Annotated in this window: 16 protein-coding genes; 8 read left to right on the top strand and 8 right to left on the bottom strand. The window is 70.6% G+C overall.

Going from position 1 to position 15,367, the window contains the following annotated elements:
• Positions 1 to 11: 11 nt before the first annotated feature.
• Complete coding sequence (locus ACFONC_RS12185) at positions 12 to 1,412, bottom strand: hypothetical protein (protein ID WP_386744407.1); 1,401 nt, start codon at positions 1,410 to 1,412, stop codon at positions 12 to 14.
• 178 nt (positions 1,413 to 1,590) lie between these two features.
• Complete coding sequence (locus ACFONC_RS12190; RefSeq protein WP_386744409.1) at positions 1,591 to 2,484, bottom strand: pirin family protein; 894 nt, start codon at positions 2,482 to 2,484, stop codon at positions 1,591 to 1,593.
• A gap of 192 nt (positions 2,485 to 2,676) precedes the next feature.
• Between ACFONC_RS12190 and ACFONC_RS12195 the strand changes: the two genes are divergently transcribed.
• Positions 2,677 to 2,940: a hypothetical protein gene (locus ACFONC_RS12195; protein ID WP_386744410.1), complete on the top strand. Its 264-nt coding sequence runs from the start codon at positions 2,677 to 2,679 to the stop codon at positions 2,938 to 2,940.
• Positions 2,941 to 3,634: 694 nt separating this feature from the next.
• Here ACFONC_RS12195 and hemE read toward each other — a convergent pair.
• From hemE to ACFONC_RS12215, 4 genes are all read right to left on the bottom strand, one after another.
• Entirely contained in the window at positions 3,635 to 4,708 is a 1,074-nt protein-coding gene (gene hemE, locus ACFONC_RS12200; protein WP_386744412.1) for a uroporphyrinogen decarboxylase, read from the bottom strand.
• Between the two features lie 232 nt (positions 4,709 to 4,940).
• Entirely contained in the window at positions 4,941 to 5,195 is a 255-nt protein-coding gene (locus ACFONC_RS12205; RefSeq protein WP_386744413.1) for a hypothetical protein, read from the bottom strand.
• Between the two features lie 264 nt (positions 5,196 to 5,459).
• On the bottom strand, positions 5,460 to 6,584 hold the full coding sequence (gene aroB, locus ACFONC_RS12210) for a 3-dehydroquinate synthase (RefSeq protein ID WP_386744415.1): 1,125 nt from the start codon (positions 6,582 to 6,584) through the stop codon (positions 5,460 to 5,462).
• A complete protein-coding gene (locus tag ACFONC_RS12215; protein ID WP_386744416.1) occupies positions 6,545 to 7,099 on the bottom strand; it encodes a shikimate kinase in 555 nt (184 codons plus the stop codon). Before ACFONC_RS12215 ends, aroB begins: the two co-directional genes overlap by 40 nt.
• A gap of 93 nt (positions 7,100 to 7,192) precedes the next feature.
• On the opposite strand from ACFONC_RS12215, the gene ACFONC_RS12220 reads away from it, so the two are divergent.
• Positions 7,193 to 7,396: a dodecin family protein gene (locus tag ACFONC_RS12220; RefSeq protein ID WP_344760712.1), complete on the top strand. Its 204-nt coding sequence runs from the start codon at positions 7,193 to 7,195 to the stop codon at positions 7,394 to 7,396.
• Positions 7,397 to 7,545: 149 nt separating this feature from the next.
• Here ACFONC_RS12220 and ACFONC_RS12225 read toward each other — a convergent pair whose 3' ends face one another.
• Positions 7,546 to 10,350 carry a protein kinase domain-containing protein gene (locus tag ACFONC_RS12225; protein ID WP_386744419.1) on the bottom strand — a complete coding sequence of 935 codons (2,805 nt, stop codon included), beginning with the start codon at positions 10,348 to 10,350 and terminating at the stop codon, positions 7,546 to 7,548.
• A gap of 156 nt (positions 10,351 to 10,506) precedes the next feature.
• Here ACFONC_RS12225 and ACFONC_RS12230 point away from each other — a divergent pair, with 156 nt between their 5' ends.
• From ACFONC_RS12230 to ACFONC_RS12245, 4 genes are read left to right on the top strand one after another with little or no spacing between them, the layout of a single operon-like run.
• Positions 10,507 to 11,496: a hypothetical protein gene (locus ACFONC_RS12230; protein ID WP_386744421.1), complete on the top strand. Its 990-nt coding sequence runs from the start codon at positions 10,507 to 10,509 to the stop codon at positions 11,494 to 11,496.
• Positions 11,483 to 12,328 (top strand): hypothetical protein, encoded by an 846-nt coding sequence (locus ACFONC_RS12235; protein WP_386744423.1) that lies wholly within the window; start codon positions 11,483 to 11,485, stop codon positions 12,326 to 12,328. The genes ACFONC_RS12230 and ACFONC_RS12235 overlap by 14 nt, the downstream gene beginning before the upstream one ends.
• Entirely contained in the window at positions 12,325 to 12,636 is a 312-nt protein-coding gene (locus tag ACFONC_RS12240; protein WP_386744425.1) for a hypothetical protein, read from the top strand. The genes ACFONC_RS12235 and ACFONC_RS12240 overlap by 4 nt, the downstream gene beginning before the upstream one ends.
• Before the next feature lie 47 nt (positions 12,637 to 12,683).
• Complete coding sequence (locus ACFONC_RS12245) at positions 12,684 to 12,956, top strand: DUF4282 domain-containing protein (protein WP_386744427.1); 273 nt, start codon at positions 12,684 to 12,686, stop codon at positions 12,954 to 12,956.
• Positions 12,957 to 12,971: 15 nt separating this feature from the next.
• Here the strand turns inward: ACFONC_RS12245 and ACFONC_RS12250 are convergent, their stop codons facing one another.
• Entirely contained in the window at positions 12,972 to 13,781 is an 810-nt protein-coding gene (locus tag ACFONC_RS12250) for a kinase (RefSeq protein ID WP_386744429.1), read from the bottom strand.
• A gap of 17 nt (positions 13,782 to 13,798) precedes the next feature.
• On the opposite strand from ACFONC_RS12250, the gene pdxH reads away from it, so the two are divergent.
• Together pdxH and ACFONC_RS12260 are read left to right on the top strand one after the other, a co-directional pair.
• On the top strand, positions 13,799 to 14,407 hold the full coding sequence (gene pdxH, locus ACFONC_RS12255) for a pyridoxamine 5'-phosphate oxidase (protein WP_386744431.1): 609 nt from the start codon (positions 13,799 to 13,801) through the stop codon (positions 14,405 to 14,407).
• Positions 14,408 to 14,499: 92 nt separating this feature from the next.
• Entirely contained in the window at positions 14,500 to 15,282 is a 783-nt protein-coding gene (locus ACFONC_RS12260) for a cobalamin-binding protein (protein WP_386744667.1), read from the top strand.
• Positions 15,283 to 15,367: the final 85 nt, after the last annotated feature.

The following is a 15,367-nucleotide window of genomic DNA, read 5'->3' on the forward strand; positions in this document are numbered from 1 at the left end:
CCCGGCCTGGATCAGTTCAACAGCTGGAACCCGACCACCGCGGTCAGGATCGCGGCGAGGATGGCGTAGTTGCCGTTGTCGTCGCGATGGCCGTACTGGTGGCGGCCGTAGTAGCCGTCGTCGTAGCCGCGCTGGAAGCCCTGGCGGAAGTAGTAGTTGTACTGGCCCTGCGGGATGTAATAGCCGTTGTAGCCGTAGTTGGCGTCCTGGTATGCATAGCTGTCGCGGTAGTCGTTGCGCCAGTTGTCCTGGCGGTCGGCGCGGCCGGCGTACAGGCCTTCCCGGTAGCCGTAGTTGATGGCCTGGCGGATCAGGTCGGCGCCGTAGCGGTTGGTCCGCTGCCAGCTGCCCTGGTAGGAATAGCGGTAGCGGTAGGGCGTATAGTAGTACGGGTCGTTGTAGTAGTTGTACGAGCGCGTGCTCCAGCGCACCTGCTGCTGGCGCAGGCGGTCGTAGTACTGCTGCTGGTAGCGGTACTTGGCCATGCGGCGCTGCTGCTGCAGCCGGTGGGCGCGCTGCTCGGCGCGGCGCTGCCAGTCGCGGCGCTCGTGGCGGTAGCGTTCGGCGCGCTGGCGCTCTTCGTGGATGCGGCGCTTCTGCTGCTCCTGGCTCAGGCGCCTCTGGTCCTCGATGCGCTGGCGGGCGCGGCGCTCGTCGTCGCGGCGGTCGTCGACGCGGTTGCGTTGCAGGTCGCCGCCGACCACGCGCCGGGCGCGGTGTTCGTCGTCGCGGCGGTCGTCGACGCGGTTGCGTTGCAGGTCGCCGCCGACCACGCGCCGGGCGCGGTGTTCGTTGTCGCGGCGGTCGTCGGCGCGGTTGCGCTGCAGGTTGCCGCCGACCACGCGCGGGGCCTGGCGTTCGCGGGCCTGCTTCGCGCGCGCCTGGCGTTCGCGCGCATCGCGCACGCGGTCGGCCTGTTCGCGGCGCTGCGCCTGTTCGCGGCGCTCGGCGAATCCGCGGTTCGTGCGCTGGTCGTTGCGGCGCGCCTGCTCCCGGCGCGCCTCGTCTTGCCGGGCCTTCTGGCGGGCGCGCTGTTCGCCGGCGCGGCGATCGGCCTGTTCGCGCCGGGCTTCGGCCTGCCGGCGCTGGTCGCTGGCGCGACGCTGCGCTGCCTGCCTGCGCTCGGCCTGCTGGCGTTGCTGGCTCGCGCGGCGTTGCGATTGCTCCGCGTGCTGGCGCTGCTCACCGGCGCGGCGCTGGGCCGGCTGGCGGGTGGCCTGCCGGTCGTTGCCGCGGCGCTGGGCTTGCTGGCGCCGGTTGTCGCTGGCGCGGGCCTTGTCGTGTTTCTTGTCCTTGTCGGCGTGTTCGCTGCGCTGGTTGTCGCGCGCGGCGGCAGGCGCCACCACGCCCATGCTCAGGACAGCGGCGAGCGCAAGCGCGCCCAGGAGTCGTTGGGGGAGGGGGAGTTTCATGTCGAGTACCTGCTTGCCAGCGCCAACTACCGGTTGGCCCGGCCCCTACCGTTACGCATGCGTGATGAACTGGCTCTGAGAGTGTCCGGCGACATTCAGCGCCCGGCAGGTGTAAGCGTTTGCAGGTGGCGGTTATCCGCAAGCACGCGGTGAACAGGCCGCGCGCGACGGCCTTCGCTCAGGACATCGGATTGGCCTGCGCCTCCGGGTCGCCCGGCAGCGGGATGAACTCGTCGGAGTCGGCGTCGGGCAGCTTCATGCGTCCGGCGCGCCAGTCGGCCTTGGCCTGTTCGATGCGCTCCTTGCGCGAGGAGACGAAGTTCCAGTCGATGAAGCGCGGGCCGACCGGTTCGCCGCCCAGGGCGATGAGCACGGCGTCTTCCACGGCACGGATGGCCGGTGCGGTTCCGGGGTTGAAAACCGCCATCTGTCCGGCCTGCAGCGCCTGCCCGCCAGCCTCCACCTGGCCGGACGCCACGTACACCGCACGCTCGGCGACGCCGGTCGGCATCTCCACGCGCGCGCCGGCCGGGACGGTCCAGTGGATGTAGAACAGCGGCGAGTACACCGGCACCTCCGAGCGCAGGCCGAAGGCTTCGCCTGCGATCAGCTGGCCTGCGACGCCGCCGTCGCCGAAGTGCGGCAGGCCGTCCGCCGGGACGTGGGCGAAGGACGGTTCGCATTCTTCGAATTCCTCCGGCAGCGCGACCCAGACCTGGATGCCGTCCTGGTGCCCGCCCTCGCGGCGTGCGCGCTCGAAGCGTTCGGAATGGGTGATGCCGCGGCCGGCGGTCATCCAGTTGACCTCGCCCGGCCGGACCGCCTGCACCGAGCCGACGCTGTCGCGATGCATGATCTCGCCGTCGAACAGGTAGGTCAGCGTCGACAGGCCGATGTGCGGGTGCGGGCGCACGTCCACGTCCCGGGACACCCCGGCGGGAAAGTCCACCGGCCCCATGTGGTCGAAGAATGCGAAAGGCCCGACCATGCGCCGCTTGCGGAACGGAAGCACGCGACCCACGTCGAAACCGCCGAGGCTGTGGCGGCGCGCATCGATGACCTGCTCGATCATTGTCGACTCCGGGAGTGAAGGTGCGTGCCCATCATAGGCGGCGGTTCACGGCCATGCCTGCAACAGACCGTGGCGCAGGACATCGTCGCTCGCCCGGCAAGCGCCTGCAGCTCCGGTTCAGCCATTTGACGCGGCCGTTCAGCGGACGCACCTAGGATCGGCGCGAATCCACGCCTGCTGGAGGAGAGTGCGATGTCCGACAATCCCAAGACCCCGCTGGACCACGTCAACGACACGCTGAACCAGCTCAAGGAGATGCGCCACTACTCCGGAAACAACGTGGAGACGCTGACGGCGGCGTGGCTGCTGTTCGACGGCGAGCTGTCGAAGCTGGAGCAGACCGCGAAGATCGACGACCTGATGACGCGCCAGGGCGAATTGCACGATGCGCTGGAAAGCGTGATCGCCGATTTCGAGGAGCTGGCAACCAAGCTGCAGCCGCCGCCGGGGGAATAACCCGCCTCGTGGCTCCCGTAGGAGCGCACCTGGGCGCGACCGCCGCCGGATGGGAAGAGCCGGAGTAGGTCGGGGTTACTTCCCCGACGGCTTTTGGGTCTTCGGTCGGAGTTTGGGTTCGCGGGTGTCGGGGGCGTAGCCCCGACTACGGGACATTCCCGTGCGACCGCTTTGGTTCGCGGCGGCTGAGGGGAAACCCATCCCCACCCAACCCTCCCCTTGAAGGGGAGGGCTTCAAGCGCAGGTCAGGGTTACGTCCCCGACGGCTTTTGATCTTCGGGGTTGGGATTCGCGGGATGTCGAGGGCGTAGCCCCGACCTACGGGGCATTCCCGTGCGGCGGCTTTGGTTTGCGGCGGCTGAGGGGAAACCCATCCCCACCCAACCCTCCCCTTGAAGGGGAGGGCTTCAAGCGCAGGTCGGGGTTACATCCCCGACGGCTTTTGATCTTCGGGTTCGGGTTCGCGGGTGTCGGGGGCGTAGCCCCGACCTACGGGGCATTCCCGTGTGGCGGCTTTGGTTCGCGGCGGCTGAGGGGAAACCCATCCCCACCCAACCCTCCCCTTGAAGGGGAGGGCTTCAAGCGTAGGTCGGGGTTACGTCCCCGACGGCTTTTGATCTTCGGGGTTGGGGTGCGCGGGGTGTCGGGGGCGTAGCCCCGACCTACGGGGTTCGCGGGTCGGGGCGGGTGCGGGTCAGCGGGCGCTGTGGGTGTGGACTTCGTCGACGAGAACGGCGACGTGATCGGGGTTCATGTCGGGGGACATGCCGTGGCCGAGGTTGAAGACGTGGCCTTCGCGCGAGCCGTTGTTGCCGTCGCGGTAGCTGTCGAGCGCACGGCGCACCTCGTTGCGGATCGCGTCGGGCGAGCCGTACAGCGTGGCCGGGTCGAGGTTGCCCTGCAGCGCCACCTTGCCCTGCGTGCGGCGCGCGGCTTCGCCCAGTTCGACCAGCCAGTCGACGCCGAGGCCGTCGGTGCCGGACTCGGCCAGCGCTTCCAGGTGCGTGGCGTTGCCCTTGCCGAACAGGATCAGCGGCGTGCGTTCGCCGCCTTCGCCGCGCTGCAGTTCGCGTGCGATGCGGGTCAGGTACGGCAGCGAGAACTCGCGGTACATCGCCGGCGACAGCACGCCGCCCCAGGTGTCGAACACCTGCAGCGCCTGCGCGCCGGCCGCGCGCTGCGCGGAGAGGTAGGCGATCACCGCATCCGTGTTCACCGACAGCAGCGCGTGCAGCGCCTTCGGGTCGTTGAGTGCCAGCGCCTTGATCCGCGCGAAGTCCTTGCTGCCGCCGCCTTCGACCATGTAGCAGGCCAGCGTCCACGGGCTGCCGGAGAAGCCGATCAGTGGTACCTTGCCGTCGAGTTCGCGGCGGATCACGCGCACCGCGTCCATCACGTAGCGCAGCTCTGTTTCCATGTCCGGCACGGCGAGCTTGGCGATCGCCGCGGCGTCGCGCACCGGGTCGCGGAACTTCGGGCCTTCGCCCTCGACGAAGTGCAGGCCCAGGCCCATTGCGTCGGGGATGGTGAGGATGTCGGAAAACAGGATCGCCGCGTCCAGGTCGAAGCGCGCCAGCGGCTGCAGCGTTACTTCGCAGGCGATCTCCGGGTTCTTGGCCATCGCCAGGAAGCTGCCGGCCTTGGCGCGCACGGCGCGGTACTCGGGCAGGTAGCGGCCGGCCTGGCGCATCAGCCAGACGGGCGTGCGGTCGACGGGTTCGCGGCGCAGGGCGCGGAGGAAGCGGTCGTTGGCGGGGGTGTTGGGCATCATCGTTTCTATGGAAGTTGTGGATGGTTGACCCCCTCCCCTGCGAAGGCAGGGGGTGAGGAGGGCCGTTTGCGAACCATCGGTTCGCGGCCTGACGAACGCCATCGAGCTGTGCTCGATGGCCGGGCGGGTTGGGGAGGGGTGGCGTGGGCGCCAACGAGACCTTCCGGAAGTTTCGTCTGCGCCCACGCCACCCCCTCCCAGCCTCCCCCTGCCTTCGCAGGGGAGGGGTTTATTTCGGCGCGTCCGTGCCCTGCGTGAACATCAGCTGGAAGCCGCGCTTGAGCTGTTGGTCGCGCGCGTGTTCCAGCGCAGCGAGTGCGCTGGGGTGGTCGGGGAATTGTTCGCGGCGCACCGTGCTGCGGCCGCCCATCTGCCCGGTTTCGCGCACCAGCGCCCAGCCGCCGAACAGGTCGGGCTGCAGCATCAGCTGCACGAAGCGCGGCGCGTCGTGGCCGTCGGGGCGTTGTTGCAGGAACAGGCGCATGGGGCGGGCATTGTACGGCGCGGGGAAGGTTGCCGGGCCGCTCCGCGGGACCGTGACTTTGTGGGAGCGGCTTTAGCTGCAAGCTTCGGCTTGGCCCCTCCCCCTGCGAAGGCAGGGGGAGGCTGGGAGGGGGTGGTCACGGTTCAAGCTGATCCAGAAGGTACCCCTCCCCAACCCTCCCCTGCCTTCGCAGGGGAGGGAGCAAAATCTCGCGGCTGAAAGCCGCTCCCACAAGGGCACCGGCAGGGGTGCGATGCGGTGGAATCAACCGCTGCGCAGCACTCCCAACACCGCATCCTCCGGCACATCCGCCACCACGCGCGCACGGCCCAGGCCGTCCCAGAGCACGAAGCGCAAGCCGCTGGCCTGGGCCTTCTTGTCCAGGCGCATGTGCGCGAGCAGGGTGTCGGGGTCCAGGCCTGCGGGCAACTGCGTCGGCAGGTCGAAGCGCTGCAGCAGCGCGCGCAGGATCATCGTGTCCGTGTCTGTCGCCATGCCCAGCGCGGTGGACAGCCGTGCGGCGAGGACCATGCCGATGGCCACGGCCTCGCCGTGGTTGAGCGTGCCGTATTCCTGCGCGGTCTCGATGGCATGGCCGAAGGTGTGGCCGAAGTTGAGCAGGGCGCGTTCGCCGTGTTCGAACGGGTCGCGCTCCACGATCGCCGCCTTGTGCGCGCAGCTGCGCGCGATGGCTTCGGACAGCGCGTCGGCGTCGCCGTCGAGCAGCGCGTCCGAATGCGCGGCCAGCCAGTCGAGGAAGGGGGCGTCGACGATTGCGCCGTACTTGATCACCTCCGCGAACCCGGCGCGCAGCTCGCGCGCGGGCAGGGTGGCCAACGCGGCGGTGTCGGCAATCACCGCGACCGGCGGGTGGAAGGCGCCGACCAGGTTCTTGCCCTGCGGCAGGTCGACCGCGGTCTTGCCGCCGACCGAGGAATCGACCATCGCCAGCAGCGTGGTCGGCAGCTGCACGCAGTCGATGCCGCGCATCCAGCAGGCCGCGGCGAAGCCGGCCAGGTCGCCGACCACGCCGCCGCCGAGCGCGTACACGCATCCGTCGCGGGTGGCGCCGAGCGCGGCCAGTGCGTCGATGGCGTTGCCGAAGCGTGCGAGGGTTTTCTCCTGCTCGCCGGCCGGCATGGCGTGGCTGGCGATGCGGATGTCCGGGCGCGCGGCGCGCAGGGCGTCGACCGTGCGCTGCAGGTACAGCGGCGCGACGTTGTTATCGCTGACCACCAGCGCATGGCGGCCGCGCAGCGACTGCGCGAGCAGGGCGCCGTCGCGCAGCAGGTCGGCGCCGATGTCGATGCGGTAGGGCCGGGCGCCGCCGACCTGGACGTTGCGCAGGCTCATGGGTGCGCGGCGCCGGCGGTTGCGGCCATTTGCCATTGCGCATCGAGCAGGTGCCCGAGCTTTGCCGCGGTGTCGGCGGCGCCCATCGCCGCGGTGTCGAAGCGCAGGTCGGCGATGTCGTCGTACAGCGGGTCGCGGACCTCGGCGAGCCGGCGCAGCACGTTCTCGCGATCGTCGCCGGCCAGCAGCGGCCGGCTGCGGTCGCGCGCCAGCCGCGCCAGTTGCTGCTCGACGTCCACGTGCAGGTGCACGACGAAGCCGCGTTCGCGCAGCAGCTGGCGCGTGCGCGCGTCCAGCACCGCGCCGCCGCCGGTGGCGATCACCGCGCCCTCGCCGGCCAGCAGCCCGGCCAGGACGACCTGTTCGCGCGCGCGGAAATCGGCTTCGCCGGCGCATTCGAAGATGGTGGCGATGCTGGCGCCGGCCTGCGCCTCGATCTCGCGGTCGGCATCAAAGAACGCCAGCCCGAAGCGTTCGGCCAGGCGCCTGCCGATCGACGACTTGCCCGAGCCCATCGGGCCGACGAGAACGAGGTTGGGTGCCGGATTCATGGCCGGATGCTAGCACCGCATGCCGCGGCCTTAACGTGCCCGGGCCTAGCCTGCGCGTTCCGGCGGCGATGCCGCCACGACAGGAGAAGTGAAATGGCAGTCGCCAAGGTCATCGAAGTCAACGCCTCGTCCGAGAAGAGCGTCGAGGACGCCGTGCGCCACGGCCTGAAGAAGACCTCCGAGACGGTGAAGGGCATCAAGGGCGTGTGGGTGAACGAGATCAAGGCCGTGACCAACGACACCGGCGACATCACCGAGTGGCGGGTGAACCTGCGGATCACCTTCGTGGTGTCGTAAGGCACGAAGGCCGCATTGTCATTTCGAATGCAGCGGGTGAATCCCGGGTGCTTGCCTGCCGGGGGTCCTCGCTGCGCCCGGAATGACCGCTTTACCCGGAATGACAGCCCGCGCCCGGGATGACGGCCGGGTGTCGCGGGTACGGCGAATCAGCTGCCGGCTTCGGCGACGACGTTGGCGTCTGCGCCGGCAGCTGCGCCGGCACCGGCGCCGGCCGCCGTGCCGCCGTCGAGCAGGCGCTGCAGCTGTTCCATCTCCGCGGGCGCCTCGGTGCCCAGCACCTGCAGCGCCTGCAATGCTTCGCGCAGCAGCGGGCGGCCGGCGTCGGCGTCCCCTGACAGCATCAGGATCCGGCCGCGCAGCGCGCGCAGGCGGTGTTCCCAGCCGGGCGTCGAATCGCCGGCGGTGAGCGCGGCCACGTCCAGGCCGTCCACCATTTCCAGTGCTTCCGGGTAGCCGGCCTGTTCGACGAGGGCTTTCGCCAGCCCGAAGCGGAAACTGTGCGCGGCGACGTTGCCCGCGCCGTAGCGCTCGCGCAGTTCGCGTTCGGCCTGCCGCAGGTAGTCGAGGCCGGCTTCGCGGTCGCCGCAGTCGTATTCGATGAAGCCCAGGTTGCCGGTTTCCACCAGGGTGGCCTGCCGCTGCGCGCCGTAGCGCGCGGCCATGCGCGAGCGCACCGTGCGCGCGATCGGCAGCGCGCTGGCGCAGTCGCCCGCGGCGTCGTGGATGCTGGCGACGATGGACAGCTGGACGAGCGTTGAATAGTCGTCCGCGCCGAGCACGCGCTCGGACGTGGTGGCCGCGGCCTGCGCCAGCGGCAGCGCCTCGCGGTAGCGGCCCAGGCCGCGCAGCGCGCGGGCGAGCATGATGCGGTGCCCGGCGACGGTCGATTCGCCCACGTGCGCCGCGTCGAGCAGCGGGTCGGACAGGATCGCCTGCAGCCGCGTGATCGCTTCCTCGGTGCGTCCCAGCCGGAGCATGCCGTCGGCGATCGCGCCGCGCACCAGCGCGGCCATGTTGGCATCGTCCGGGCGCAGCTTGCGCTGCAGCGGTTCGGCGCGCAGGTGGTCTTCGAGTGCAGGTTCGACCTGCAGCTGCTGGAAGTGGAACTGGCCGCGGGCAATGGCCGCGTACAGCGCCACTTCGTTCTCGCCGTGCAGCCGGTTGCCGGCGAGCCGGTCGGTTGCTTCCAGCTCGCGCCCGGCCTCGGCGAAGCTTTCGGCGGTGCCGCCGTAGGCCAGCGTGCGCACCAGGCTGTAGCGTGTCTTGAGCGTTGGGTCGGCGGCGTCGCCGAAGGCCTGTGCGTACTCGCGCGCGGCCTGGCGCAGGTGGTCGGCGCCACGCTCGCGGTCGCCGAGCGTGCGCCAGGCGTCGCCGAGCGCGGCGTGGATGCTGCCGCGCGTGGCCGGGTCGTCGCCGAAGCGTTCGGCCAGCGGGCCGGCGGCGTGTTCGAGCATTTCGCGCACGGTGGGATCGCGTTCGAAGCCGGCGCCGCCGGGGCTGAGCGCGCCGATCAGGTCGTCGCTGAGGAAGCGCACCACGGCTTCCGCACGCGCCGCCTGCATCGTCGCGTCGTGGCGCTGCTGTTCGCTGCGGTACCAGAACAGCGTGCTGGCGAGCAGGCCGACGCCGAGCACGCCGATGGTCGCCAGCATCCACGGCCGGCGCGTGCGGGCGCGTTCGAGCGCGTGCTGCGCGTGCTGCGACTCGCGTTCGGTTTCGGCGGCGCGCGTGGCCTCGTCACGACGGCGCGGCAATGTCGACAGGCGCTCGACCAGCGCGGCCACGCTGCCCAGCCGCCGCACCGGATCACCGTCGGTGGCGCGGGTGATGTCGTCGACCAGCAGCGGGTCGGCGATGTCGCGCTCCCAGCCCGGCGCCATCGGCCGGCGCAGGTCGCCGACCAGCAGCTGGTAGAGCAGGATGCCCAGCGCGTAGAGGTCGCTGCGCACGGTGGGTGGCTGCCCGGCGATGAGTTCCGGGGCGAGGTACAGCGGCGTGCCGGAGCTGTCGCCGCCGGGCGTGGTCACGGTCAGGCCCAGGCCGGTGATGCCCAGTTCGGCCAGGCGCTCGGGCTGCAGCAGGCGGCTGTTGCCGAAGTCGGTCAGGCAGGCCTGCCAGCCGCCGTCGCGGCGCGCGCGCACCAGCACGTTGCCCGGCTTGATGTCCTTGTGCAGCACGCCCACGCCGTGCGCGGCGTCCACCGCGGCCGCGATCTGCAGGAAGAAGGCCAGGCGCGCGTCGCGGTCCCAGCCGGCCAGGGCATCGTGTTCGGCCGCCCACTCCGGCAGCGATTGCCCGCCGTACTCGCATTCGAGGAAGAACGGCTCGGATTCGAAGTTCCAGTCGATCACGCGCGCGATGTCGTCGCGCTCGCCGAGCGTGTCGCGCAGCACGCGCATCAGCGTGGCCTCGCGCTTGATCGCCGACAGCCGCTCGCCGTCGAGGCTGAACTTGAACACCCGCGCCTGCCGGCTGCGCGGCTGCCGCGCCAGCCAGACTTCGCTGCCGAGGGTGCGGTCGAGCGGGCGTTCGAGCAGGAAGTGCTCGCGGCCCGGCACCGGCTGCCCGGCCTCGAACGTCAGCGTGCCGCCCAGGCGCTGGCCCAGGGCGACGCGCTCCACCGGGCCGTCGAGCCGGTAGCCGAGCCGCGGCACGGTGGCGATGCGGTTCTCGCCGGACGCGTGCAGCGCGCGGCGCAGCTTGCCCACGGCGGTGGCCAGCACGTGGTCCACCGTGATCCGCCCGGCCCAGACCTGGTCGAACAGTTCTTCCTTGGTCACCACTTCGCCGACGTGGCGCAACAGCAGCGCCAGTACCTGCAGCGGACGGTGCTCGATCTCGACCGGCAGGCCGGCCACCCGCAGTTCGTGGCGGGCCTCGTCGAATTCGACCGCGCCGAACCGCCAGCGGTACAGGCGCGCGTCGCTCGGATCGCGGGTTCCGGTGGCCATCGCCGGATCATACGCGCGGCCCGGGCGCGCGAATCGCCGCGGCGCGCCGTCCAGGCCGCTGCGCGCGTTCCTTGAAGGTTCCTTGAACCTGGCGCGAGGACACGTGCCGTCGTGCGGGACCACGCTGCGGTCATCGGCACGGACCGGGGAGCGACGATGGCGGGCGAAGGCGGGCAGGCGAAGGCGGGGTGGGCCGGGGTGGCGGCCATCGCGGTACTGGCACTGGCGGGTTGCGGCGATGGCGGTGTCGCGGGGTCGGAAGATGCCCGTGCGGCGGATGCGGCGGGCCCGGACAAGGCGGTAGCGAAGGCCGGAGAAGACGCGGCCACGCTGCGCTGCCCGCCGAAGGTACGCGACGACCTCGCCGGCCCCGACGTGCTCGGCGTCCGGCTGGGCATGACCCACGCCGAAGCGCTCGGCACGGTGCGCTGCGCGCTGGGCGAGGATGCGCCGGTGAAGAGCGAGGTGCGCTGGTTCGACCGCCTGGACACCAACGGCATCGAACTCGGCCCGCAGGCTTTCACCGTGCAGCAGGGCGAGAGCAAGCCCTGTGACTACCAGCGCAACTGGCAGGGCTGCGGTTTCGGCAACCGCGAATGGACGCACGTGGATGAAGTGGTCACCGTCGCCACGCCCGGCGCGCCCGGCCACGAAACCGCGATGGTGGTGTGGCGTTCGCAGAACTTCCGCGAGGGCGGGATGCCGGCGCTGCAGTCGGTGGTCGACGCACTGGTGGCCAAATATGGCGAGCCGCAGCACGTCGAACAATCGGACAAGCGCTGGAGCAACACCTCCGGCTGGCATGAACTGCGCTGGATGCGCGACCGCCGTGGCGCGCCGCTGGCCGATCCGAACCCGCTGTACCGGCAATGCTGGACCGGGGCGCAGCCCGTGCGCAGGACCAAGGGCGGCGACGGCGGCACCCAGGTCAGCTGGTCGGACGGCTGCGGCCTCACCATCCGCGCCAAGGCCTTCCTCAGCGGCCAGAATCCCGGCCTGGTGGTGGACCTCAACGTTGCGATGGTGCAGCAGGGCGATCTGTACGACCACGCCGAGGCCACGCAGGCCGAGCTGCAGCAGTTGGGCAAGGTGCGGCGCGAGGCGGAAGTCGAACGCGCAGGAGAGGCCGCCGATGTCCGTCTTTGATCGCCACGCATCCAATCGCCACGCATCCAATCGCCACGAATCGATGCGTTCCGGGTTGCTGGCGGCGATGCTGTGCGCGCTGGCCGCGTGCGGCTCGGATGCCGGCTCGGAGACGCGGCAGGCAGTCGCCGGAACCGCCGCGCCTTCGAGCGCCGCGGGCACGACAGCCGCCGCGTCCGCCCGCAACGACCGCGACGGGGCGTATTCCGAGGCCAGGCCAGGCGATGCCGGTGTCACCGGAACGCAACTGCTCAGCCATCCCGACGACCTGCAGGTGGTGATGCTCGGCTACCGCCTGCGCGGCCTGGCGCCGCCGCTGGCGCAGTGGGCGGAAGGGCAGCAGGCGGTGCGGCGCGCCAACGAGTTCGAGCGCGCCACCGTGCTGCAGGGCGAACGCGAACGGCTGCAGTCGATCTACGACGGCACCGCCGATGTCGGCCGGCTGCGCCTGAACGTCAACTCGCAGTTCAGCGAATACGACGGCAGCCGCGGCGGTTACTACCTCACCGCGTTCTCGCCCGGCAGCGTGTTCACGTTTTCCGCGCAGCCGGTGCCGGGCGCAAGGGAACAGGTGCGCGTGCAGGTCGACAACGAGGAAGAGCTGAACTTCTGGCCGCTCGACGCCGTCGCCGCGCAGGACGTGCTGCGCGAGGCCGGCGGCACGCGCTCGGTGACTTTGGACAGCAGCTTCCGCATCACCGGCGTGAGCCAGCGCAGCGACGGCACGACGATCACCGTGCGCCTGCAGCGCTACGCGATCGTCGCCGATCGCTACCGGAACCCGGTGGTGCTGGGCGAACGCATGTTCGACGAAGAGGGGAGCAGGCGATGAACGGCAAGATCATGGTTCCGGCGCTGCTGGGGCTTGTGCTGACACTCCTGCTGGCCGCCTGCGGCGGCGGGTTGAGCGGCACGTTCGAGGACGAGATGGGCATGAGCGCCTACACCTTCCACGGCGGCGGCCGGGTGGTGCAGTCCAGCCCGCTGGTGGGCGTGGAAAGGGAGATGAAGTACGAGATGGACGGCGACGAGGTGCGGGTGATGCTGTCCGAGGACAAGGACGCAACCCTGGTGCTCACGCGGGTCGACGAGGACACCCTGTCCGGGCCATTGGGCATCCGCTACCGGCGAAAGCGCTGAATTACCTGGGACCAGACGGGCCTTCGGGCCGCACGAGGGGAAACGACATGCGTGAACTGCTGCACTTCGACTCGATGGTGACGCCGAAGATCATCACCTTCATCTACTGGTTGCTGCTGGCGGTCGCGGCGATCACCGGGCTGGTGATGCTGTTCAAGGGCTTCGGGGTGATGAGGTACTCGGGCTTCGCCGGCTTCGGCATGATCGTCGCGGCGCCCGTGTTCTGCGTGGCCTGCATGTTGCTGGCGCGCATCTACTGCGAGTTGATGATCGTGATTTTCAAGATCAACGAAGCGCTGCAGGAGATCCGCGCCAGGTAACGCCGTCGGTGCGACCTACAGCGGGTCGTGGTGCGCGTCCAGGCGCACGGTGCGGTCGGCGATGCGCGGCAGCGTGCGCATCGCCTGGCGGCTGGTGCGTTCGAAGAACTGTACGAAGCGTTCGACCTGGTCGCGCGTCATCGCCTTGCGACCGGGGTGCCCGGCCTGCAGCGATTGTTCCTGCTGCCAGCGCCAGTCCGGCACGATGTCGAAGCCCGGGCCCTGCAGGAACAGCAGGCGGTCGATGCGCTGCCACAGCGGCGGGTAGTCGCGCGCCAGGGCGGCGTTGCACCAGCGGCGCCAGCGGCCATCGGCGTCTTCGTCGCGTTCGAGCGCGTTGATCGGTTCGGCGAGCGCGGCGTCCGGCTCTGGCGGGGTGCCGAGGAACCAGCCTTCGAACAGCACCAGATCGACGGGACCGGCGCGGGGCCAGTCGGCTTCGGGCAGGCGGCGGTCGGCGAGCTTGTCGAAGCGCGGCAGCGTGACCGTTTCGCCGGTGCGCAGGGCGTCGAGGGTGCGGCAGGCCAGCGCCACGTCGTGGGTGCCGGGCGGCCCGCGGGTGGCCAGCAGCGGATGCACTTCGCGCGCCAGGCGGGCGCGCTGGCCGTGGTCGAGGTAGGCGTCGTCCACCGACAGCACCGCCACCGCGTGGCCGCGTTCAACCGCAAGCGCCGCCATCTGCGCGGCGAGGGTGGACTTGCCGCTGCCCTGCAGGCCGGTGATGCCGTAAACGCGGGCGCGGTGGGCCAGCGCGTCGTCGAGGCAGCGGGCGACGAACGCGGCCGGAAAGCCTGCCTTGGCGGTGGCGTGCGTACCGGTGGACATCGGGCCACAATAGCCCAATGAATCCTCCAGACCCGCTGCTCGTCGAAGCCCTGGCAACGTTCGACACGCTGTTCGACGAAGCCCTGGCCGCCGGCGAGCCCGACCGCACCGCGATGGTCGTGGCCACCGTCTCGCACACGTCCCGCCCCTCGGCGCGCACGGTGCTGCTCAAGGCGCACGACGAGCAAGGCTTCGTTTTCTACACCCACCTCGACGGGCGCAAGGGCCGCGAACTGCAGGCCAACAACCGCGCCGCGCTGGTGTTCCACTGGCCGCGCGTGCGCAGCGGCGTGCAGGTGCGCGTCGAGGGCATGGCCGAGCAGGTGCCCGATGCGGAAGCCGACGCCTACTTCGCCACCCGTCCGCGCGGCAGCCAGGTCGGCGCGTGGGTGTCGAAGCAGTCGGAGACGCTGGAATCGCGCGAGGCCTTCGAGCAGGCGCTGGCCGCGGCCGAAGCCGAGTTCGAAGGCCGCGACGTGCCGCGCCCGCCACGCTGGACCGGCCTGCGCGTGCGTCCGCGCGCGATCGAGTTCTGGTACGCAGGCGATTCGCGCCTGCACGAGCGCTGGCTGTACGAGGGCGAGCTCGTGGCGGGGACGTGGACGAAGCGGATGCTGTATCCGTGAAAAGCCGGGATTGGGGATTCGGGATTCGGGATTCGAAAGAGCGGAGCGGTTTTTCCGAATCCCGAATCCCGAATCCCCAATCCCGGCGGTCCATTGGCCCGCAACGCATCGTCTGCCTCACCGAGGAGCCCACCGAGGTGCTGTACGCGCTCGGCGAGCAGGACCGGATCGTGGGCATCAGCGGCTTCACCGTGCGTCCGCCGCGGGCGCGGAAGGAAAAGCCGAAGGTCAGCGCGTTCACCAGCGCGAAGATCGACGAGATCCTGAAACTCGAGCCGGACTTCGTGGTCGGCTTCTCCGACATCCAGGCCGACATCGCCGCCGAGCTGGTGCGCCGCGGCGTGGAAGTGTGGATCAGCAACCACCGCAGCGTCGCGGGGATCGTCGACTACGTGCGCCGGCTCGGCGCGCTGGTGGGCGCGGCCGAAGCCGCCAACGCGTATGCCGACGAACTGCAGCGCGGGCTCGACGACATCGCCGCGGAAGCCGCGCGCCTGCCGCGCCGGCCGCGGGTGTACTTCGAGGAGTGGGACGAGCCGCCGATCACGGGCATCCGCTGGGTTGCCGAACTGGTGCGCATCGCCGGCGGCGACGACGTGTTCCCCGAGCTTGCGGGCGAGTCGCTGGCGAAGCAGCGGATCCTGGCCGATCCGCTGCAAGTGGCGCGACGCGCACCGGACATCATCCTTGGCTCGTGGTGCGGCAAGAAGTTCCGCCCGGAGAAGGTGGCCGCGCGACCGGGCTGGGACGCGATCCCCGCCGTGCGCGACGGGCAGCTGCACGAGATCAAGTCCCCGATCATCCTCCAGCCCGGCCCCGCGGCGCTGACCGACGGCGTGCGCGAGATCGCCAGGATCATCCGAGCCTGGTCGTAGGTCGGGGCTAAGCCCCCGACGGCTCTTGATCTTGATCGACCCATGAACCGGACGTTCGCGGGGCGTCGGGGGCGTAGCCCCGACC

The sequence above is a fragment of the Luteimonas soli genome (genome assembly GCF_042648865.1).
Lineage (GTDB): Bacteria > Pseudomonadota > Gammaproteobacteria > Xanthomonadales > Xanthomonadaceae > Luteimonas > Luteimonas soli.

Coding starts and splice junctions, on each gene's coding strand:
- ACFONC_RS12185 (WP_386744407.1), bottom strand. CDS start 1,412: ATGAAACTCCCCCTCCCCCAACGACTCCTGGGCGCGCTTGCGCTCGCC.
- ACFONC_RS12190 (WP_386744409.1), bottom strand. CDS start 2,484: ATGATCGAGCAGGTCATCGATGCGCGCCGCCACAGCCTCGGCGGTTTC.
- ACFONC_RS12195 (WP_386744410.1), top strand. CDS start 2,677: ATGTCCGACAATCCCAAGACCCCGCTGGACCACGTCAACGACACGCTG.
- hemE (WP_386744412.1), bottom strand. CDS start 4,708: ATGCCCAACACCCCCGCCAACGACCGCTTCCTCCGCGCCCTGCGCCGC.
- ACFONC_RS12205 (WP_386744413.1), bottom strand. CDS start 5,195: ATGCGCCTGTTCCTGCAACAACGCCCCGACGGCCACGACGCGCCGCGC.
- aroB (WP_386744415.1), bottom strand. CDS start 6,584: ATGGCAAATGGCCGCAACCGCCGGCGCCGCGCACCCATGAGCCTGCGC.
- ACFONC_RS12215 (WP_386744416.1), bottom strand. CDS start 7,099: ATGAATCCGGCACCCAACCTCGTTCTCGTCGGCCCGATGGGCTCGGGC.
- ACFONC_RS12220 (WP_344760712.1), top strand. CDS start 7,193: ATGGCAGTCGCCAAGGTCATCGAAGTCAACGCCTCGTCCGAGAAGAGC.
- ACFONC_RS12225 (WP_386744419.1), bottom strand. CDS start 10,350: ATGGCCACCGGAACCCGCGATCCGAGCGACGCGCGCCTGTACCGCTGG.
- ACFONC_RS12230 (WP_386744421.1), top strand. CDS start 10,507: ATGGCGGGCGAAGGCGGGCAGGCGAAGGCGGGGTGGGCCGGGGTGGCG.
- ACFONC_RS12235 (WP_386744423.1), top strand. CDS start 11,483: ATGTCCGTCTTTGATCGCCACGCATCCAATCGCCACGCATCCAATCGC.
- ACFONC_RS12240 (WP_386744425.1), top strand. CDS start 12,325: ATGAACGGCAAGATCATGGTTCCGGCGCTGCTGGGGCTTGTGCTGACA.
- ACFONC_RS12245 (WP_386744427.1), top strand. CDS start 12,684: ATGCGTGAACTGCTGCACTTCGACTCGATGGTGACGCCGAAGATCATC.
- ACFONC_RS12250 (WP_386744429.1), bottom strand. CDS start 13,781: ATGTCCACCGGTACGCACGCCACCGCCAAGGCAGGCTTTCCGGCCGCG.
- pdxH (WP_386744431.1), top strand. CDS start 13,799: ATGAATCCTCCAGACCCGCTGCTCGTCGAAGCCCTGGCAACGTTCGAC.